15 protein-coding genes are annotated in these 19815 nt (G+C 61.1%); 10 read left to right on the forward strand and 5 right to left on the reverse strand.

What is annotated here, in order from left to right; all coding sequences use genetic code 11:
* Positions 1–15 precede the first annotated feature (15 nt).
* The 10 genes from JAO85_RS18255 (at position 16) to JAO85_RS18300 (ending at position 13347) form a co-directional block, all read left to right on the forward strand.
* On the forward strand, positions 16–1164 hold the full coding sequence (locus JAO85_RS18255; protein ID WP_003065520.1) for a flagellar basal body P-ring protein FlgI: 1149 nt from the start codon (positions 16–18) through the stop codon (positions 1162–1164).
* The gene (gene flgJ / locus JAO85_RS18260; RefSeq protein ID WP_202788693.1) at positions 1161–2189 is read left to right on the forward strand and encodes a flagellar assembly peptidoglycan hydrolase FlgJ; all 1029 of its coding nucleotides are present in this window, start codon (positions 1161–1163) and stop codon (positions 2187–2189) included. The genes JAO85_RS18255 and flgJ overlap by 4 nt, the downstream gene beginning before the upstream one ends.
* On the forward strand, positions 2186–4132 hold the full coding sequence (flgK, locus tag JAO85_RS18265; RefSeq protein WP_034378016.1) for a flagellar hook-associated protein FlgK: 1947 nt from the start codon (positions 2186–2188) through the stop codon (positions 4130–4132). Before flgJ ends, flgK begins: the two co-directional genes overlap by 4 nt.
* A 23-nt stretch (positions 4133–4155) precedes the next feature.
* Positions 4156–5370, forward strand: coding sequence for a flagellar hook-associated protein FlgL (flgL, locus tag JAO85_RS18270; RefSeq protein WP_039050710.1), 1215 nt, complete (start codon positions 4156–4158; stop codon positions 5368–5370).
* A 55-nt stretch (positions 5371–5425) separates the two neighbouring features.
* Complete coding sequence (locus JAO85_RS18275) at positions 5426–6694, forward strand: HDOD domain-containing protein (RefSeq protein ID WP_039050709.1); 1269 nt, start codon at positions 5426–5428, stop codon at positions 6692–6694.
* A gap of 184 nt (positions 6695–6878) precedes the next feature.
* Positions 6879–8060 (forward strand): flagellar biosynthesis protein FlhB, encoded by a 1182-nt coding sequence (locus JAO85_RS18280; protein ID WP_039050708.1) that lies wholly within the window; start codon positions 6879–6881, stop codon positions 8058–8060.
* Entirely contained in the window at positions 8060–10162 is a 2103-nt protein-coding gene (gene flhA / locus JAO85_RS18285) for a flagellar biosynthesis protein FlhA (RefSeq protein ID WP_003065509.1), read from the forward strand. Before JAO85_RS18280 ends, flhA begins: the two co-directional genes overlap by 1 nt.
* The gene (flhF, locus tag JAO85_RS18290; RefSeq protein WP_039050707.1) at positions 10159–11772 is read left to right on the forward strand and encodes a flagellar biosynthesis protein FlhF; all 1614 of its coding nucleotides are present in this window, start codon (positions 10159–10161) and stop codon (positions 11770–11772) included. Before flhA ends, flhF begins: the two co-directional genes overlap by 4 nt.
* On the forward strand, positions 11765–12622 hold the full coding sequence (locus tag JAO85_RS18295) for a hypothetical protein (protein WP_012836858.1): 858 nt from the start codon (positions 11765–11767) through the stop codon (positions 12620–12622). Before flhF ends, JAO85_RS18295 begins: the two co-directional genes overlap by 8 nt.
* Positions 12623–12627: 5 nt before the next feature.
* Entirely contained in the window at positions 12628–13347 is a 720-nt protein-coding gene (locus JAO85_RS18300) for an RNA polymerase sigma factor FliA (RefSeq protein ID WP_003059180.1), read from the forward strand.
* A 248-nt stretch (positions 13348–13595) separates the two neighbouring features.
* Here JAO85_RS18300 and JAO85_RS18305 read toward each other — a convergent pair whose 3' ends face one another.
* The 5 genes from JAO85_RS18305 to JAO85_RS18325 all read right to left on the reverse strand — a co-directional run bounded on the left by JAO85_RS18305 (position 13596) and on the right by JAO85_RS18325 (position 19509).
* Positions 13596–13895 (reverse strand): flagellar protein FliT, encoded by a 300-nt coding sequence (locus JAO85_RS18305; protein ID WP_003059178.1) that lies wholly within the window; start codon positions 13893–13895, stop codon positions 13596–13598.
* A 3-nt stretch (positions 13896–13898) separates the two neighbouring features.
* Positions 13899–14312, reverse strand: coding sequence for a flagellar export chaperone FliS (gene fliS, locus JAO85_RS18310; protein ID WP_039050706.1), 414 nt, complete (start codon positions 14310–14312; stop codon positions 13899–13901).
* 93 nt (positions 14313–14405) lie between these two features.
* Positions 14406–15842, reverse strand: coding sequence for a flagellar filament capping protein FliD (fliD, locus tag JAO85_RS18315; RefSeq protein WP_039050705.1), 1437 nt, complete (start codon positions 15840–15842; stop codon positions 14406–14408).
* Positions 15843–15998: 156 nt separating this feature from the next.
* On the reverse strand, positions 15999–17591 hold the full coding sequence (locus JAO85_RS18320; RefSeq protein ID WP_039050704.1) for a flagellin: 1593 nt from the start codon (positions 17589–17591) through the stop codon (positions 15999–16001).
* A gap of 304 nt (positions 17592–17895) precedes the next feature.
* Positions 17896–19509, reverse strand: a complete 1614-nt coding sequence (locus tag JAO85_RS18325) for a flagellin (protein ID WP_039050703.1) — start codon at positions 19507–19509, stop codon at positions 17896–17898.
* Between the last annotated feature and the right edge of the window lie 306 nt (positions 19510–19815).

Below are 19815 nucleotides of genomic sequence, written 5' to 3' on the forward strand. Positions count from 1 at the left end.
CCGAGAATGGGCAGTATGAAAGTACTGTCCACGCTCCTGTCACTGCGCCCTGCGCACACCGCCTTGCTGGTGGTCGCAGCCCTGGGCGCCAGCGGGCTCACCCTGCCTGCGCATGCCACACGCATCAAGGAGGTTGCCGCCATCCAGGGCGTGCGCAGCAACCAGTTGACAGGCTATGGTCTGGTGGTCGGCCTCGACGGCACGGGCGACCAGACCACGCAGATGCCCTACACCAAGCAGGCACTGGCCAATTACCTGGAGCAGATGGGCATCGCCCTGCCGGCCACGGGCAATGCGGCCCAGCTGCAGCTCAAGAATGTGGCGGCGGTGATCATCACGGCCGAGCTTCCGGCCTTTGCACAGCCCGGCCAGGCCATAGACATCAATGTCTCCTCCATGGGCAATGCCAAGTCGCTCAAGGGCGGCACGCTGGTGGCGACACCGCTGCGCGGCGCGGACGGCGAGATCTATGCCCTGGCCCAGGGCAATGTGGTGGTCGGCGGTGCCGGGGCTGCGGCCGGCGGCTCCAAGGTGCAGGTCAATCACCTGAACGCGGGCCGCGTGCCACAGGGCGCACAGGTCGAGCGTGCAGTGCCCACTCCCGTTAACCAGGGCAACACGATCACGCTGGGCCTGAATCAGACCGACTTCCAGACCGCCGACAAGATGGTTCGCGCCATCAACCAGCGCATGGGCGCGGGCACGGCCATGGCATTGGATGGCCGCACGGTGCAGGTCAATGCCCCCATCGATCCGGGCTCACGCGTGCGCATGATTGCCGAGATCCAGGAGATGCCCATCGAGACCTCCAAGCCGGCGGCCAAGGTGGTCATCAATGCCCGCACCGGCTCCATCGTGCTCAATCAGGCGGTGACACTGGGCCCCTGCGCGATTGCGCACGGCAATCTGTCCATCACCATCAGCACCACGCCGGTCATCAGCCAGCCTGCACCGTTCTCGCAGGGGCAGACCGTGGTGGCGCAGAAGTCCGATATCCAGGTCAAGCAGGAGCCCGGCAAGGTCATCAACATGCCCAATTCGCCCCAACTCACCGATGTGGTGCGGGCGCTGAACTCACTGGGCGCCACGCCCCAGGATCTGCTGGCCATCCTGCAGGCCATCAAGGCCGCGGGCGCCATGGACGCCGAGCTGGAGGTGATATGAGCACGTCATTGCCCCATTCTTCATCCCTGGCGGCCAGCAATGCTCTGGCTGTCGATGCACGTTCGCTCAATGCGCTCAAGACGGCTGCCGGCGAGAACAGCCCGCAGGCTGCACGCGAGACGGCCAAGCAGCTCGAGTCGCTGTTCATGCGCGAGATGATCAAGAGCATGCGCGAGGCGACCATGAAGTCCGGCCTGCTCGACAGCGCGCAGGGCAATCTCAGCACCGATCTGCTGGATCAGCAACTTTCAGTGGCCATGGCGGGACAGCCCGGCGGCCTCACCGATGCCATCAGCAAGCAGCTGGCGCGCAGCATGGGAGTCGACGCCGCCGAGGACGCCGAAATTGCCGTGCCTTCCACACTGAGCCTGAGTCGCAACGCCTGGCGCAATGTGGGCAGCAACGGTGCCTGGAGCGGCAGCCGCAGCCAGGCTGCGCAATCGATCAATGCCTATGCACCGGCTCCCAAGGGGCGCGACAACTTCGTGACGGCGTACACCGGCGCGGCCCAGCGTGTGGCCAGCGAGAGCGGCATCCCGGCCCACTACATGATCGGCCAGGCCGGACACGAGACGGGCTGGGGCAGGAGCGAGATCCGCAGCAAGGACGGCAGCAACTCGTTCAACCTGTTCGGCATCAAGGCCGGTGGCAGCTGGACGGGCAAGGTCGCCGAAGTCACGACCACCGAATACATCAATGGCGCGCCCAAGAAGGTGACGGCCAAGTTCCGCGCCTATGACTCCTACGAGGAGTCCTTCCGCGACTACGCACGCCTGATCGGCAGCAATCCGCGCTACGAAAAAGCCATGGCCCAGACCGGCTCTGCCCAGGCCTATGCCAGCGAGCTGCAAAAGGCCGGCTACGCCACCGATCCGGCCTATGCGCAAAAGCTCAGCCGCGCCATCCAGAGCGTGGCCCAGGTCAGCGTCGCCAACGCCGGCAACAACAGCGCCAATGTCGCAAGCCGTCTGGGCGTCAGCGCCCGTGCCGCCCAGATCAACAAGATCACCGAGAACCAGTCATGAGTCTTCTGAACGTGGGCGCGCGCGCCCTGATGGCCAACCAGATCGCCCTGCAAACCACGGGGCACAACATCGCCAACGTCAACACCGCCGGCTATTCGCGCCAGAGCGTGGCCTTCCAGACCTCGGCGGGCCAGAACATCGGCAATGGCTATATCGGCAATGGCGCCGATGTGGCGACCATCTTGCGCAACTTCAGCGAGCTGCTCAACCGTCAGGCCACGGCGGCCACCGCCGCCAGTGCCGCAGACTCTGCGCGCTCGAACTCGCTCAACCAGCTGCAGGAAGTGTTCTCCGGCGGAACCAACGGCCTGGGCGCGGCCATCAACGACATGATGAATGCGTTTGCCGATGTGAGCAGCGCACCTACCGACTCTTCGGCACGCCAGGTGGTGCTGACGCGCATGAGCGAACTGGCTGCGCGCTTTCGCTCGGCTTCGGCTCAGCTCGACGAGATGGACTACAGCACGCGACAGCAGATGAGCAATGACGTGAATGTGGTCAACAGTCTGTCCCAACAGGTGGCGGCGCTCAACGGCCAGATCAGCAGCGCCATCGCCACGGGCCACACGCCCAATGACCTGCTCGATCAGCGCGACCAACTGGTGCGTGACATCAACAAATACGTGCAGACCTCGCAGGTCGACGCCGGCGATGGCTCCATCAGCCTGTTCGTGGGTGGCAGCCAGCCGCTGGTGCTGGGGCAGAGCGCGGCCAAGCTCAGCCTGCAGGAGTCCACGCAGTACCCCGGCAGCGGCAAGATGAGCCTGTATTTCCAGCAGCAGGGCGGGCAGCCCGTGGAGCTGACTCCAGCCATGGCTGGTGGCGGCGAGATTGCCGGTCTGCTGCAGTTCCAGAACAACGACCTGAGCGAGGGGCGCAACCTGCTGGGGCGCATGGTGATCTCGATCGGCGATACGCTCAATACACAGAACCAGCTGGGCCTGACCTTGTCGGGTCAGAAAGGCGGGGCGCTGTTCAATATTCCGATGACGACCACGGGCTCCACCACGGGTGCTCAATGGGTACAGCCCGATACGCCCACGGTCACGGTCAAGGACTCAAGCGCGCTCAAGGCTTCGGATTACAAGATCGTTTTCGGCAACGATGCGCCCAAGGGCAAGGTGGTGCGCCTGTCGGATGGCCAGACCACGGCCTTCAATGATCTGACGGATCTGCGCGGCATGACGATCGACGGTCTGCAGTTCGATCTCAAGAACGATGGCCAGGCCGGCCAGTCCGTGCTGTTCAGTCCTGTGGCATCGGCGGCACACGATATTCAGACCATGGTGCATTCCGGCAATGATCTGGCGGTGGCCAATCCGGTGTCGGCCAAGATCAACTCGCTGGGCGATGCGGCCGTCCGCATGTCCAGCCTGAAGGTGGAAAAAGGCTTCGATGCCTCTGTCTTTCCTGCGGGCACCACCCTGTCTTTCGCGCCTGACGGGGCGGGCGGCATGACCTATACCATCACGCCTGCCCCCAGCGGCGTGGCTGCGACAGGCGCCTATATCTCCGGGCAGGCCATCGAGCTGGCTCCGGGGCTCAAGGTGACGCTCACCGGCACGCCTGCGGTGGATGGTGCCACCAGCGATACCGTGAGCTTCGGCCCCAACAGCTTCTACAGCTCGGATACGGGCAATGCCAGCTCCTTCCTGTCGTTGCGCGACGCCGTGATCTTCGATGGCGCGACCACGCTCAGCGACGGTTTTTCCACCGCCATGGCGCAGATCGGCACGCGCACGCAAAGCGCGGCCTACGCAGCCAAGTTGTCCGACTCGATTGCCAAGAATCTGGAGGGCGATCGCACCGCAGTGTCCGGCGTCAATCTGGATGAAGAAGCCGCCAAGCTGCTGCAGTACCAGCAGTCCTACCAGGCCTCGGCCAAGATGCTGCAGGTGGCTCAGGGCATTTTTGACAGCGTGATCCAGGCCGTTGGCCGTTAACCCCCTACAGCCGGAGAACAGGCATGAGCATCAACCGCATTGGCACGGCCAATATGTATGACAGCACCATCAACAACCTGGGCTCGCGTCAGAGCAGCCTGGTGGACCTGATGGAGAAGACCACGGCGGGCAAGCGCGTGCTGCGCGCCAGCGACGATCCCGTGGCGGCGGCCCAGGCCGAGCGCGCACGCACCCGCATCACCCGTTCCGAAAATGACCAGCGTGTGCTCGGTGCCCAGCGCGATGTGATTGCCCAGGGCGAGTCCGAGCTGGGCAAGGCTCATGGTGCTTTGCAGGATTTTCGTGATCTGGTGGTGCAGGCCGGCAACGGTTCGTATGACCAGGTGGCACGCGATGCGCTGGTCCAGCAGATGCAAAGCCTGCGCGATCAGATTCTCGGCTATGCCAATGCCAAGGACTCCAACGGCTTGCCGATTTTCCGCGGGCTGGGCAGTCCCGATACGCCGCTGCAAAGCACGCCTCCGGGCTCGAGCAGCCAGCTCAACCCCGGCCAGAGCACTGGCAGCGACAACGGCCTGCCCATCTCTCTGGATGGTCATGCGGCCTGGTTGAACGTGCCTACCGGCAACGGGGTATTTGTGGTGAATGGCGCTGCCTCCAATTCCGGCAAGGCCTGGGCGGATGTGGGATCGGTCACCGACCCGAGCAAGGTCACGGGCGATAGCTACACCCTGGTATTCACCAAGGACCCGACTACCGGTGAGATCAGCTACGAGATCAACTCCAGCTCGGCCACGGCAACCAACCCTGTGGTTCCGTCCACACCCTACAAGGAAGGGCAGGCGATTACCGTCGGTGGTCAGCAGATCAGCATCAAGGGTACTCCGGCCGACGGCGACAGCTTCACCATGTCTCCAAGCACACGCACCGATATTTTCAGCGTGCTGGATCAGGCCATTGCCACGGTCAAGGGCGGCACGGGGGGATCGACCGCATTGCAGCAAGGTCTGGGGCGCGCCTTGAGCGAACTGGATTCGGGCATGAACCGGGTGCAGGCCATGCGCAGCTATGCCGGCGACCAGCTCAAACGTGCAGACGGCCTGGAGTCCGACATGAAGGATCAGGCACTGACGCAGGAAGGAGCCCGTTCACGTGCCGAAGATATCGATATGATCACGGCGCTGTCGCAAGTGGATACGCAGAAGGTGGGCTTGCAGGCCGCCCTGCAGTCCTATGCACAGATGCAGAAGCTTTCGCTGTTCAACTACATCGGCTGATTCCAGCGGGCTCTGTCCGTCTTGATGTCTCGTCGTCTACCTGTCCAAATCTTCCATGACCCAGTCTGCCCTCAGCTCTTTGACTCTTGGTTATCGGCCGCTCTGGGGACGTACGAGACGCCTGGCAGGGATTCAGCTCTATGTCCACGAAGATTCGGGCTCCTCTGCCGACATGGCGCATTTCCTGCGCACGGTGGATGAGATCTGGAGCCGTCAGGCCCCGCCGCTCCTGATATCGCCGCAGTCCCGCCAGGTTCTGTGCAATCTTCTTGAACATGCACCTCAGGGCAGTCCCTGGATAGAGGTGCGCGGCGACTGGCTGCAGCAGGATGAAGGTATCTACGAGCTAGTGCAGAAGGCCAAGGCACGCGGGCTGATGCTGGTCTGGGGCGGATCGCTGGCTGATGTGCCCGATGCCGATGCTGCGCGCTGCTTTGCCAGCAGCCTGCTGAGCCTGCCGCGAGAAGGTGCCGCTGGATTGCCCAATGCCGTGCGTTCCAGCCAGCCGGCAAAAGATGCGGACAAGGAGTCTGCCTCGGGCTTTTTTGCCACTCAGCCCCTGAATCTGCTGGACGGCCAGATGTACCAGAGCCTGCAGAGCCTGGAGCTGGCGCGCTCCTGTCTCGACGAGCATGAGGCGGCCGCCGTGGCCGGCTGGCCCGTGGCAGACACCATGCAGGCCTTTCGGCTGCAACAGCCCCAGCCCTCGCGCGATGCGCTCTTCAGGCTCATGAAGGCCATCGACAAGGAACAGTCCCTGGATGTGATGGAGGAGATCCTGGGTTCGGACCCGGTGCTGGCCTATCGCTTTTTGCTCTATACCAACTCGGCCGCACTGGGCCTGCGTCGCGGCGTGGACTCGCTGCGCCGCGGGTTGGTGATGCTGGGGCTGGGCACGCTGGAGCGCTGGCTGGCCGACCAACTGCCCCATGCCTGCACCGAACAGGACCTGGTGCCTCTGCGCACGCAGGTCGTGCTGCGCGCCAGGCTGGCCGAGCAGCTGATCGAGGCCGGGGTGAGCCTGGACCTGCAGCGTGAGATGTACTTGTGCAGCCTGTTCTCGCAGCTGGATTTGCTGCTGCATGAGCCGGTGGCCACCATCTTGCGACGCACGCCGCTGAACGAGCGCATTTTCGATGCCATCGTCACGCGCTCCGGTCCTTATGCTGCCGTGCTGCAGATGAGCCAGGCTCTGGAGAGCCGGGACCCGGCGCCCATCCGGCAGTTGCGCGAGCAGGAGGAGTGGGAGGCCGAAGACCTCAACCGGATGCTGCTGCGCATGCTCAGCGAACTCAAGCTGGGCATGCCGCAAGCCCAGACCTGAGTGTCTGGGTGAAAATTCGCTAAAAACAGGCTCTATCTCTTGATAGGAAAGCGCAGGCGGCTATCAAATTGATGGATGTGCTGTGAGGCAGAGTCGTGCATAAGCAGGGCTTGGCTGCCGCTTATCCGCGCATTGCCTGGGCGCCGGATTCGGACAATTGGGATATCCAATCCGTCCGTGCGCCATGTCCGAATCCCAAGACAAAAACCTGCCCGCTACCGAACGCAAGCTGCAGAAGACGCGTGAAGACGGCCAGGGTGCGCGCTCGCGCGATCTGTCGCATCTGGCCATTCTGGGTACGGGCGCATTGCTGATGCTGATGGGCACGCAGCCCATGATCAATCATCTGCGCGAGGCCATGGCCCGGCAACTGGTGTTCAACGCTGCGGCGGCCAAGACTCCGGCGCTGATGCTGGAGCGCTTTCAGTCCATGCTGATACTGGGTCTGGGCATTGCCGTGATCTTTGCTTTGGTGACCACCACGGCCTCGGTGCTGTCCGGCGTGGCTGCCGGCGGCTGGATCTTCAGCTTCAAGCCCATTCAACCGCGCTTTGGCAAGCTCAACCCCTTGTCGGGTCTCAAGAATCTGTTTTCCAAGCAGCAACTGACCACGGTGGTCAAGATGGTGTTCATGACCATCGTGCTGGGCTTTGTAGCCTGGAAGTACATGAGTGCCAATATTGCCGAGATTGCGTCGGTTTCGGCCCAGCCATCGCCCATGGCGCTTGCCATGGTCGGCTCCTGGCTGACCACGGGCATCACCTTGCTGCTGATCGTGGTGCTGCTGGTGGCCCTGATCGACGTGCCGCTGCAGGACTTTCTCTTCAAGTCGCGCCTCAAGATGAGTCATGAGGAGGTCAAGCAGGAGCACAAGGAGTCCGAAGGCAATCCGCAGCTCAAGGGAAAGATCCGCCAGAAGCAGCGCGAGATTGCCGACCGGGCCAGCGTCTCGGCCGTGCCGAAAGCCGACTTTGTAGTCACCAATCCCACCCACTATGCCGTGGCGCTGCGCTATGACGACGCCTCCATGGCTGCTCCCCAGGTCATTGCCAAGGGCACGGATCTGGTGGCACTCAAGATTCGCGAAATCGCGGGCGCGCACCAGATACCGGTGCTGGAGTCGCCCATGCTGGCGCGTGCACTCTATGCGCATGCCGATCTGGATCAGGCCATCCCTGCCGCGCTCTACACCGCTGTGGCCCAGGTGCTGGCCTATGTCTATCGTCTCAAGGCTGCACTGAGCGGCCAGGGTCCCATGCCCGATGCCCTGGGCGAGCCCCCCGTGCCCGTGGAGCTGGATCCGCACCGTGGCCGCACCCAGCCTGCGGCGGTCGATGCTGCTGCGCAGCAAGAAGGTAATCTGTGATGTCGTCGAATCCTCTGCAACTGTTCCAGAAGTGGTCTGGCTCCAACGCCGGTGCCCTGCAAGGGATGACTGCTCCCATACTGGTGGTGGCCATTCTGGGCCTGATGGTGTTGCCCGTGCCGCCCTGGCTGCTGGACACCTTCTTCACCCTCAACATTGCCGTGGCGCTGATGGTGATGATGGTGGCGGCCTACATGATCAAGCCGCTGGACTTCGCGGCCTTCCCTTCGGTGCTGCTGCTGACCACGTTGATGCGTCTGTCGCTCAACGTGGCGTCGACGCGCGTGGTGCTGATGGAGGGCCACACCGGCCCCGGCGCCGCGGGCGCGGTGATCGAGGCCTTCGGTCACTTCCTGATCGGCGGCAACTTTGCCGTGGGTCTGATCGTGTTCAGCATTCTGGTGGTCATCAACTTCGTGGTGATTACCAAGGGTGCCGAGCGCATTGCCGAAGTCTCGGCCCGCTTCACGCTGGACGCAATGCCCGGCAAGCAGATGGCCGTGGACGCCGATCTGAACGCCGGCCTGATCGACGAGAAGGAAGCCAAGCGCCGGCGTGCCGAAGTGGGCGAGGAAGCCAATTTCTTCGGCTCCATGGACGGTGCCAGCAAGTTTGTGCGTGGCGACGCGATTGCCGGCATTTTGATTCTGGTGATCAACGTCATCGGCGGCCTGATCATCGGCATGGCCCAGCACGGCCTGTCCGCGGGTCAGGCGGCCGACAGCTACATCCTGCTGGCCGTGGGTGACGCGCTGGTGGCGCAGATTCCAGGTCTGCTGATCTCCGTGGCATCGGCCATGGTGATCTCGCGCGTGGGCAAGGAATCCGATATGGGTCGCCAGATCGTGCAGCAGCTGTTCATGTCGCCCAAGGTGCTGGGTATCACTGCCGGCGTGATGATCTTGCTGGGTCTGATTCCCGGCATGCCGCATCTGGTTTTCATCAGCATGGGGGCCTTGCTGGGCTGGGGTGCCTGGGTGCTGGACAAGAGGGAAAAAGCCCGTCTGGCCGCCCAAAGCAGTGCCCCGGCGCCCCAGCAGCAGGCTGCGCAAAATGATGGCGAAGCGACCTGGGACGATCTGCAGCCGGTGGACTTGCTGGGTCTGGAGCTGGGCTACCGCCTGATCGCGCTGGTGGACAAGAGCCGCCAGGGCGACCTGCTGACGCGTATCAAGGGCGTGCGCCGCAAGTTCGCGCAGGAGGTCGGCTTTCTGCCGCCGGCCGTGCATGTGCGCGACAACCTGGAACTCAAGCCCAGCGCCTATCGCATGACGCTGCGCGGCGTCATGGTGGGCGAGGGCGAAGCCTTCCCCGGCATGTTCCTGGCCATCAATCCCGGTGGCATCACCACGCCGCTGATCGGCACGGCCACGACCGATCCGGCCTTTGGTCTGCCCGCGCACTGGATCGACGAACGGCAAAAGGAAGCGGCACAAATGGCCGGTTTTACCGTCGTTGATTCGGAAACCGTGATGGCGACGCATTTGTCACACTTGATGCAAGTGCACGCGGCCAAGCTGTTGTCTCGTACCGAGACACAGCAGCTCGTTGACCATGTGGCCAAGCTGGCCCCCAAACTCATCGAAGAAGTCATCCCGAAAATGGTGCCCATCACAACGTTCCAGAAAGTGCTCCAGCTGCTGCTGGAGGACTCTGTGCACATTCGTGATATCCGCACCATTATCGAGACGCTGGCCGAAAACGCCACGCAGACGACCGACCCGGTGGAGCTGGCGCGTCGCGTGCGCATTGCACTGTCGCCTGCCATCGTGCAGCAGATCTACGGTCCGACTCGCGAGCTCAATGTGATTGCCATCGAGCCCGGCCTGGAGCGTCTGCTGGTGCAGGCACTGTCGAACCCCAATGCGCCATCGCTGGACCCCGGCGTGGCTGAAATCCTCACACAAAAAGCGGTCGATGTGGCCAACCAACAGGAAGAGCTGGGCCTGCCCGCCTGCCTGCTGGTGCCGGACGCGATCCGCAACTCTCTTGCCAAGCTGCTGCGTCGTGTGGCGCCGCGTCTGCAGGTGCTCGCGCACAGCGAGATTCCCGAGACGCACACCATCCGCATCGGCCCGATTCTTAAAGGTGCAACCGCATGAATATCAAACGCTTTTACGCCCCGACCGCCCGCGAGGCCCTGGCCAAGGCGCGCATGGTTTTTGGCGACGGCACCCTGATTCTCTCCAACCGCCAGACGCCGGACGGAGTGGAAGTCATGGCCACGGCCGAAGAGACACTGCAGGACATGGATGCCGGTATGCAGACCGGCTCGCCCCTGCAAAAGGCGCTGGAGCGCCGTGCAAGCGACGAAGGCATGAGCAGCCTGCGCAAGGAGCATTCGCCTCTGGCTCCCGCTGCCAGACGTAGTCAGGGCGGTGAAGCCATGAGTACGCTGGAGCATGTGCAGGCGCGCCAGACGGCCAAGGAAGAGCAGGCTCGCGAGCAGCAGGTTCAGGCCAAGCCCGTCAAGGCCATCAATGAACTGGCCCGGCATTCCGTGCAGGACGATGTGGAACAGCTGTCCATGAGCACACTGACCTTCCAGGACTATGTGCGCGAACGCATGCTGCGCCGTCGCCATGAGTCGTCGCTGGACAGCAGCGAAGCCCTGCCCACTTTTGCCCAGCGCGTGCAGGAACGCAACAACGAGCGCCCCGCCATGGCAGCCAAGTCTCAGTCGGCCAGCGCCGCGGTGGTCCGCCACAATCCTCTGCGCCCCGAGAAGATTCAACTCAAGGAAAGCGCCAGGCCCGCAGCCGTCGCTGCGCCTCAGAACTTCATGCAGGAGATGCAGTCCATGAAGGATCTGATCGAGGAGCGCTTCAACACGCTGACCTGGCTGGGCCAGACGCGTCAGAACCCGATCCAGTCCAGCCTGATGCACAAGCTCATCCGCGCCGGATACTCGCCCGCACTTGCGCGTGCACTGATCGAGAAACTGCCGGAGACGCTCTCCGCCGGCGACGCCGTGCGCTGGCTGATGCAGGTGCTGGAGCGCAATCTGCGCACCGATGCCGCCCAGCCCGCCATCTACGAGCAAGGCGGGGTGTTTGCCCTGGTCGGCGCGACCGGCGTGGGCAAGACCACGACCACGGCCAAGCTGGCTGCGTTGTGTGCGGCCAAGCACGGTCCCGCATCCGTGGGCCTGATCACGCTGGATACCTACCGCATCGGTGGTCATGACCAACTGCGCACCTATGCCCGCATGTTGGGCATGGTGGCCCATCAGGCCCATGACAAGGCCGCGTTGCAGGACCTGCTGGGTCTGCTGCAGAGCAAGAAGATGGTGCTGATCGACACGACCGGCGTGGCCCCGCGTGATCCGCGCAAGGACGAGATCATGGATGTGTTGGCCATTGAGGGCGTGCAGCAGTTGCTGGCCGTCAATGCGGCCGCACAGGGCGATGCGCAGGACGATGTCATGCAGGCCTTCAAGGCGCGCGGCTCGCAGCATGCCATTCTCACCAAGGTCGATGAGGCCGTGAAGGTCGGTCCCTCGGTGGATACGCTGATTCGTCATCAGATCCAGCTATGCGGCGTGACCAATGGCCAGCGCGTGCCCGAAGACTTCGAGCGCGCCAATGCGCAGTTGCTGGTCTCGGCCTCCATGCGCTCGGCGGCCAAGTCGGCGTTTGATCCGCAGTCGCTGGATCTGGACTTCTTCTTTACCCCTTCGTCCGCCAGCGGCGCAGAGGCTGCTCATGCTTGAGCGCCGCTCGCCCCTGCATCAGGGCATGGCTTTGCATATGAGCGATGCCAGCACCGCCGGCTTGCGCGTGCTGGCCGTGCTGCACAGTGCGTCAGGTGCCGCTGCCGAGCAGGCCGTGCTCTGGCCGCTGTGCGCCCAACTGCAGCGTCTGGGCCAGAAGGTGCTGGTGCTTGATGGCAGCCAGGCCGAATCCTTTCACACGCCAGGTCTTGCCCAACTGCTGGCGCAGCATGCCTGGCAGGCCCAGGCGGGACTGCGCGCAAGCGTCGGCGACGCCCAGTCGGTGGCCAGTCTGCCGGCGCGGCAGGGTCTCAAGCAGCTCAAGGCCTCGGCCGACGAGATGGGGCTGGACATGCTGACGGCCCTGCAAGCCTATGTGCGCGGCTACACCACCGTGATCATCTATGCGAGCAGCGAAACCTTGACGCCGATGCTGCAAGGTCAGGGCCTGCAGCCGCTGCTGGTCGTGCCGCCCGATTCCGAGCACCTGATCGAAAGCTACCGCCAGCTCAAGCATCTGGCCGTGTTTGCCGGCGTGGAGTGCACGATTGCAGCGCTGGAAGCGCCGCTGACGGCAGACGGCCCGCAGAAATACGACTGGAGCCGCAAGCAGAGCAGCTCGCAGACAGCCAAGCAAAACGCTCAGACACGATTGCAGCGTCTGAATGCGCTGCTACAGTGTTCGCAGCGCCACCTGGGCGATGCCCCGGTGCTCATGCGCCTGCGCTGGCGCCAGGCCAGCGATCTGCATCAGCTCACGCTGCACATGCTCAAGACGGCCTGCATCCTGCCCATGCATGCCCAGCCCACGGCGGCTGCTGCGCCTGAATCCCTTGTCTGGAGCCATTGACTGCCATGTACACCGCCAAAGGCCAACTCGACCGCGACGCGCTGATTCGTCAGCATGTGCCGCTTGTGCGTCGGATTGCCTTGCACATGATCGCCAAACTGCCACCGAACGTCGAACTGGATGATTTGATCCAGGTCGGCATGATCGGTCTGGCCGAAGCGCTGTCGCGCTTCGAGAGCGAGCAAGGCGTGCAATTCGACACCTTCGCCAGCCAGCGCATCCGTGGCGCCATGCTGGACGAACTGCGCGAAGGCGACTGGATGAGCCGTAGTTCGCGCAAAAGCCAGAAGGAAATCGAGCAGGCGCTCAACCGCCTGGAGCAGCGCCTGGGCCGGCCCCCGCTGGAGTCGGAGATCGCGGCCGAGCTGGGCATGGCCCTGGATGACTACCAGTCCTTGCTGGGCAAGGTGCGCGGCACGCAGCTAGTCTATCTCGAGGACATAGGCGGCGGTGACGGCGACGATGGCGACGACTATCTGGAGCGGCATGTGGCCGACTCGGGCGCCGACCCCTTTGCCTTGCTGCGCGACCAGCGCATGCGCTCGGCACTGGTAGAGGCCATCAAGGCCCTGCCGGAGCGTGAGCAATATGTGATGGGCATGTACTACGAGCACGACATGAACCTCAAGGAAATCGCGGCCGTGCTCGGCGTGACCGAGTCGCGGGTCTGCCAGCTGCACAGTCAGGCCATCGCCCGCCTGCGCACCAAGATGCGCTCGCATTGATCACTGAAACGGCTCGCCAGGCGCGGGCCGTTCACCACAACAGAAGCCGCCGGGCAGATTGCATCTGCCCACGCGGCGGTTTTGCTTTTGTGACGCAGCCTGGCTGCGTTCTGGTGCTTCGCTATCGATAGCTTGTGGCGTTCTACGGCATTGGGTTCATGGATGTCTTGATCGATCACCTGTCGTCGCTGCAAGCAAAAAGCCCTGTTGCATCGCTGCAGCAGGGCTTTGGGTTGGGTGGCTTGCAATCAGTGCATCACATGCGGCTGGCCGTCGAACATATGCTCGAAGCTGGCCAGCCAGGGCTCGGCAAGCACGCGAATCTGGGCATCGTTGCGCAAGATGCGCTGCATGATGCGCGCCTTTTCCTTGCGCAGTTCGGGCGCCAGCTTTTCATCTCGCGAGCGAAAGCGCAGTTGCTCGATCAGCACGGCGCAAGTGCCCTCATAGCGCGCAACACCATCCCAGTCCTTGGCCTGGGCGGCTTGCAGCATCTTGGCGCTGCTCTCCTCTATGGCGCGGTAGAAGTCGATCAATGTGTGCTCCATTTTTTAGGCAGCAGCGGGTGCTGGTGCATTGGTTATTTCATTCCAGCCCTGTGCCACCGTGCTCACAAGGCCTGCGACTTCATCGACCATGCTTGCATCGTTGCGGGCATTGGCCAAGGTCAACCGGGTGGTGCAGTACTCATAGAGCGAGGCCAGGTTGCCAGCCAGCTCGCCCCCTTTTTCGCGGTCCAGCGCGCTCAGCAGGCCTTCCTGCAGAATGCGTACTGCCTTGCCGATATGGCGCACTTTCTCATTGATATCACCGCGCTCGATCGCGCCGCGTGCCGCATTGATGGAGGCAATCAGGCCATCAAACAGCATCTTGATCAACTGCTGAGGCGATGCGCTGTCCACCATGGATTGCACACCCACCTGACGGTAAGCCGACATTGCGCGCGCATTGGCTGGGGAAAACATCACAAAACTCCTTTGTTGCAGTTTCTCAAATTACTTTTCTCGTTATCGGCAGACTCAAGGGGCAATTAAGTCCTTTCTGCTGGCTTCAACGGCTTAGCTGCTGGACTTGTTCCATGTTGTCACTTGCTGGGCGACATAGGTATCCAGGGCTTTCAGGCTGGCCATCTGCGTATCCAGACGCGAATACTGGGCGCGCACGCGCGCTTCGTAGGCTGTCACACGTGCGGTCTGGCGCTCCTGGTCGGCGGTGTTGCGCTTGAGCGCATTCTTGAGCGTCTCGTCCTTGGTCGAGAAGGTGCCGCCAGTGGCCAGCATGCCGCTTGTGAAGTCCTTCATGCGCACGGCAAAGCCGTCCTGGCTGGCATCGGCAACGTCTGCTGTGAAGAACTTGGACATGCTGTCAGGATCCTTGAGGGCCTTGTCCAGCTTGGTATCGTCAATCTTGAGAGTGCCGTCTTTCTGGAAGGCAATGCCCATCTGCGACAGACTGGTGAATTCACCGCCTTCTCCGCCAGGACCGGACAGCAAACGGCGCAGAGCGGACTGAAGATTCACTGCTGTCGAATCTCCTTGCAAGGTGCCTGCTGCCTTGGTGTCTTTGTCATAGGCCGTCATGGTCGTCAGGGCGCTGCTGAGTGCGTTGTATGACTCCACTAGATTTTTCAGAGCCGTCTTGGCCGTGGCCGAGTCATTGGCAATGGTGATACGTACCGGCGCATCGGCCTCCGCCATCTTCTGTGAAACCGTCAGGGTCACTCCAGCCGCCACCTCCTCGAACACATTGGTGCGCGAAGCCATCTGGATACCGTTGATGGTTGCTAGGGTGTCCTGTGCCTTGACAGATCGACTCATGCTGCCATTGGCGCCGCCATAAGCAAACTGCTGCAGACCTGCTCCTGATGCCTCCACCTTGAAAGCCGAATCAGCGCCTGTGGTCTTGGATTGCAGCACAAGACGCTCACCCGTGTGGTCCTTGAGCACGGTGGCGCTGACATCGCCTTTGGCGGCATTGATCTTGGCGGCGATCTTGGCCAGGGAGTCATCCTCTGCTGTAATGTTTACCTCGAAGCTGACTCCTTGGCCATCCTTGGTCTTGGGCTGAAAGTCACTGGAGACGCCCGCTTCACTCGTGCTGCCCCATTGACCCATGGTGATGGTCAGCTTGCCTGGTCCCAACGTAGTGCCGCTTTTCACCAGATCGGAGCCAATCGTCTGTCCTGCGGCCATCTGCGACACTTTTACGTCATAAGTCGCTTGCACCGCACTGGCTGTGGCCGTGCCTGTCACTTGGGCAGAGTTGGAGGAGGTCAGCGTATTGCCAAGCCAAGTGGCGGGCTTTGCCAGCTTGTCCACCTGATCCTGCAGATTGGAGATTTGCGACTTGAGCTGGCTAAAGGCCGAGATCTGGGTATTGATACCAGTGGCCTTGGTCTGCAGCGCCGCGATGGGCTTGGACTCCAGCGCCACCAGTTGTTTGACAATGGTTTCTACTTCCAGGCCGCTGCCAATGCCGACTGAGCTGATCGCCATATAAAACTCCCTCTGCGCAGGACCGCAAGCGTGTGGCAAGCCTGGTCTGCGTCATTGAACAAACGGCGCCTTTCGCGCCGTCTTTATGGACAGTACTACGCATTGTGTTTCGGCAAGCCGAAGCAGAACTTGAGTACAAAATGCCAAGTGCCAGTATCAGCCTTGCAGCAGCTTGAGCACTTGCTGTGGCAGCTGATTGGCCTGTGCGACCATGGCCGTGCCTGCCTGCTGCAGAATCTGTGTCCGGCTCAGATTGGCGGTTTCTGCGGCAAAGTCGGCATCCATGATGCGGCTACGAGATGCGGAGAGGTTTTCTGTGCCGACACTAAGGTTCTCAATTGTGCTTTCAAAGCGGCTTTGAACAGCACCCAAAGTGGCCCGTGCTCCATTGACTGCAGTCAATGCAGCATCCATCGCAAGAATTGCGTTATCAGCCTTGGTTGGGTCGCCAACACTAAGATCTGCAAAACCAGTCTTGGCCACACCTGCCGCATAAGCCGTACCTCCTGCAGCGGCTCCAGATACCCCTGCAGCAATTCCAGTTTGCTCACCCAGCTTGGTTGCGGGGGTCAAGCTCGTACCAACCGTGAAATCTCCAAACTTCGAGGTGAGGGACAGCTTGCCGCCAACGACGGATGCAGTGACTCCTGTCTCTTGGGTTTTGGCGTTGACTGCATTCATCAAGGCCATAGTCCGATCACCAGCAGTTGCTGTGGCGGGAACCTCAATATCTACCACAGCTCCTGTAGAGCCGTCCGCTCTGACGCCCTTGAGCGTGAATTCTCCCGCCCCTATTGCAGGAAAGCTTGGAGCTACGGCTGGCGTGCCATTGGCCAGACCGATAAACGTTGAGGCATTGGCAAACCCGCCCGCCGTACCGTAGGTATTTGTTAGTGTTGTGGTAAGAGCCGATCCATCTGCTTTTTGGAAGGCCAACGTGCCTGCTGTAGCGGTACCAGTCACAGTAACACCTGCGGCCGCCAGTGCATTCTTTACCGCAGCCGTGTTCAATTCCGTGTCAATGTTTGAAGCGGTCACTGTCTCGTTGCCTGCCGTCGCGGGCTTATCAATGACCGTTACCCCACCTACTTCAAACTTGAAAGTCTCGCCCGGAGCGCCAGCTGCTGCTGTGGTGAAATTACCCGATGGCCCTGTAGTAGTTGGCACTGCAGGTGTATATCCACCATTAGGAATAGCTCCAGTCACTGCAGCATCTGTGGAAGCGCTTGTCCAGTTTCCGAGCTTGTCGATATTCGCGTCGGCAATACCTGAAATACTGATGGTTTCGCCTTGATTGGCTCCCACCTGGAATGCCATATTGGTGAAGCTCCCGTCCAGAAGCTTTGTTCCGTTGAAGCTGGTTTGCTCTGCAATTCGGGTCACTTCAGCCTTCAGTTGCTGCACTTCCGCATCAAGAGCTGCTCTATCTTCAGCCGAGTTAGTGGCATTGCGGGACTGCACAGCCAGTTCTCGAATACGTTGCAGATTATTTCCCACAGAGCTCAGTGCACCTTCTGCAGTCTGCGCTAGAGAAATGCCGTCGTTCGCGTTGCGCATGGCTACTGTCAGGCCACGCACTTGTGTAGACATGCGCTCGGAAATAGCTAAACCCGCAGCATCATCCTTGGCACTGTTGATTCGCATGCCCGAGGAGAGACGCTGCATTGAGGTAGCCAGCTGGCTTTGGGACTTGCTCAGATTGCGCTGCGCATTGAGCGACTGGATATTGGTATTGATGATGGCTGCCATGGCGTGTGCTCCTGTTTCAAGCCAGTAAACCGGCGACGTACTAGCCGTTTTCACGACCAGCGACGGCGCTGGCCCACGTGACCGGAAACACGGACGAAGTCTGGTATTCCGGGTACGAGGATTGTTGGAGCAAGCGATGGCCCACATAAGACCGATAAGAGGCCTAAAGTCCCGCTATTTTTACAATTGGCGGTTGTCTATGGGGCACTCTGGACTGTGAATGCAGATGCAAAAAAGCCTCCCGAAGGAGGCTTTTTTCGTAGGTGAGTGGCGCCGATGTGGAATCGGCGCATTCTTGCTGAGATTAGCGCAGAAGGGACAGCACACCCTGGGGCAGTTGGTTGGCCTGGGCCACCATGGCGGTGCCGGCTTGCTGCAGAATCTGCGAGCGGCTCAGGTTGGCGGTTTCCGAAGCAAAGTCAGCGTCCATGATTCGGCTCTTGGAAGCCGACAGGTTCTCGCTATTCACGCTCAGATTGGACACCACCGATTCAAAACGGTTCTGCATGGCACCCAGGTCGGCGCGAGCAGAGTTCACCGATTTCAGGGCTGCATCCATGGCCAGGATAGCGTTATCTGCGCCTTGAACGGTTGAAATATCCAAGTCACCAAAGCCAGTCTTGTTGCTGCCGATCACAGCATCTACACCGGTGATCACCTTGCCCTTGGTAATGCCGTCGGTGCCAGTTGTTCCTGTCACGCCCAGCTTTATCTCTCCTGCACCTGCAGTCGTTGCTTCGATTTTGAAGCCAAAGTTGCCATCGGCGGTGACTTTGAATTTGTTCGCAAACTTGGTATCGCTTTCCAGCAAGGCCTGTACATCAGACACCAACTCGCCTTGCTTGCCGCTGTAGTCCTTGTTCAATGTCAGCGATAAGCCGCCTGTTGGAGTCAGTGTGTCAGTTACTGCGCCAACGGTATTTGTGATTGACAGAGTTACCGCAGTCGCAGCCGTTGCAGGGCGAGCGTCAGTGCCACTCACACTCACAGCATTATTTGTGATGCTGTTTGTGCCAGCAGGAGAGGCGGAGCCGACTGTTAGCTCGGTAACGGCAGGAGCCTTCGCGGTTGCGCCTGTAGCGGTCGTCTCAATCTTCAACTTCCCTGCCGTTTCTGTAACGGTATAAGTACCAGCAGAGGCAGTGTTTAGTTGGGTTTGAATCGCGGTGGCCACATCGGATGCAGCAGCAAGATTGGTATTCAGCGTAACTTGATGGCCGTCGACCTTGAAGCTCATGGCTGCATTGGTCTGACTGTAGTCGCCGCCGACCAGTACGTCGTTAGATGTGAAGCTCCCTTTTGTGGCAGCTGTTGCAGGAGTTGCACTCTGCGAGAGGTTTAGAGTGCTGAGTTGGCCTGTGCTGACGGATGCTTTTACGGCATCAGATGAAACGCTAGACCAGTTGCCGAGTTGGTCGATTTTTGCATTAGCAATGTCGGAAATGCTAATTGTTTGCCCTTGGTTGGCACCCACTTGAAATTTTTGTTCGGTGAAGGACCCATCCAGCAGCTTAGTGCCGTTAAAGGATGTGGTTTCTGCAACGCGGTCAATTTCTTCCTTGAGCTGAGTCACTTCCTTCTGCAGAGCCGCCCGGTCTTCGGTGGAGTTGGTGGCATTGCGCGATTGCACTGCCAGTTCACGGATACGCTGGAGGTTGCCACCAATGGTGCCCAGTGCACCTTCAGCAGTCTGGGCCAGCGAGACACCGTCGTTGGCGTTGCGCTGTGCCTGGTTCAGACCGCGAACCTGGGCGCTCATGCGTTCGGCAATGGCCAGGCCGGCTGCATCGTCCTTGGCGCTATTGATGCGCAAACCCGAAGACAGGCGCTGCATGGAGGTCGACAGCGAAGATTGCGAGGTGCCCAGGTTGCGCTGTGCGTTGAGCGACTGGATATTGGTGTTGATGGTCATTGCCATGATGCGAACTCCTTGATGCGATCAAAACGTCGCCGCCACAGTGACCTGAGACTTCTCAGGGTGGGCGGCGGCGGCAGCCCAATCCAGCACCCCAGCCTGCAGTTCCTTATGTTTTGCTGCTGTGGCTCGCTGGTGACAGGGCTTTGTTTCCCTGTTGAAGCTGTTATCGGAGCCATCCCACAAAAACTTTAGAGAGTTCTGCAAATATTTTTCGGGATGTAACAAATGCAGGGGCTTTGCCTTGCTTGCACACCGCCGGAGCCTTCACGTCGCTGCTTGGCTCGGAATTACCCTACATAACGACGG

The sequence above is a fragment of the Comamonas sp. NyZ500 genome (assembly GCF_016772095.1).
Classification (GTDB): domain Bacteria; phylum Pseudomonadota; class Gammaproteobacteria; order Burkholderiales; family Burkholderiaceae_C; genus Comamonas; species Comamonas thiooxydans.

Excerpts from the sequence above, each read along its gene's own strand:
- JAO85_RS18255 (WP_003065520.1), top strand. The coding sequence starts at position 16 with ATGAAAGTACTGTCCACGCTCCTGTCACTGCGCCCTGCGCACACCGCC.
- flgJ (WP_202788693.1), top strand. The coding sequence starts at position 1,161 with ATGAGCACGTCATTGCCCCATTCTTCATCCCTGGCGGCCAGCAATGCT.
- flgK (WP_034378016.1), top strand. The coding sequence starts at position 2,186 with ATGAGTCTTCTGAACGTGGGCGCGCGCGCCCTGATGGCCAACCAGATC.
- flgL (WP_039050710.1), top strand. The coding sequence starts at position 4,156 with ATGAGCATCAACCGCATTGGCACGGCCAATATGTATGACAGCACCATC.
- JAO85_RS18275 (WP_039050709.1), top strand. The coding sequence starts at position 5,426 with ATGACCCAGTCTGCCCTCAGCTCTTTGACTCTTGGTTATCGGCCGCTC.
- JAO85_RS18280 (WP_039050708.1), top strand. The coding sequence starts at position 6,879 with ATGTCCGAATCCCAAGACAAAAACCTGCCCGCTACCGAACGCAAGCTG.
- flhA (WP_003065509.1), top strand. The coding sequence starts at position 8,060 with ATGTCGTCGAATCCTCTGCAACTGTTCCAGAAGTGGTCTGGCTCCAAC.
- flhF (WP_039050707.1), top strand. The coding sequence starts at position 10,159 with ATGAATATCAAACGCTTTTACGCCCCGACCGCCCGCGAGGCCCTGGCC.
- JAO85_RS18295 (WP_012836858.1), top strand. The coding sequence starts at position 11,765 with ATGCTTGAGCGCCGCTCGCCCCTGCATCAGGGCATGGCTTTGCATATG.
- JAO85_RS18300 (WP_003059180.1), top strand. The coding sequence starts at position 12,628 with ATGTACACCGCCAAAGGCCAACTCGACCGCGACGCGCTGATTCGTCAG.
- JAO85_RS18305 (WP_003059178.1), bottom strand. The coding sequence starts at position 13,895 with ATGGAGCACACATTGATCGACTTCTACCGCGCCATAGAGGAGAGCAGC.
- fliS (WP_039050706.1), bottom strand. The coding sequence starts at position 14,312 with ATGTTTTCCCCAGCCAATGCGCGCGCAATGTCGGCTTACCGTCAGGTG.
- fliD (WP_039050705.1), bottom strand. The coding sequence starts at position 15,842 with ATGGCGATCAGCTCAGTCGGCATTGGCAGCGGCCTGGAAGTAGAAACC.
- JAO85_RS18320 (WP_039050704.1), bottom strand. The coding sequence starts at position 17,591 with ATGGCAGCCATCATCAATACCAATATCCAGTCGCTCAATGCGCAGCGC.
- JAO85_RS18325 (WP_039050703.1), bottom strand. The coding sequence starts at position 19,509 with ATGGCAATGACCATCAACACCAATATCCAGTCGCTCAACGCACAGCGC.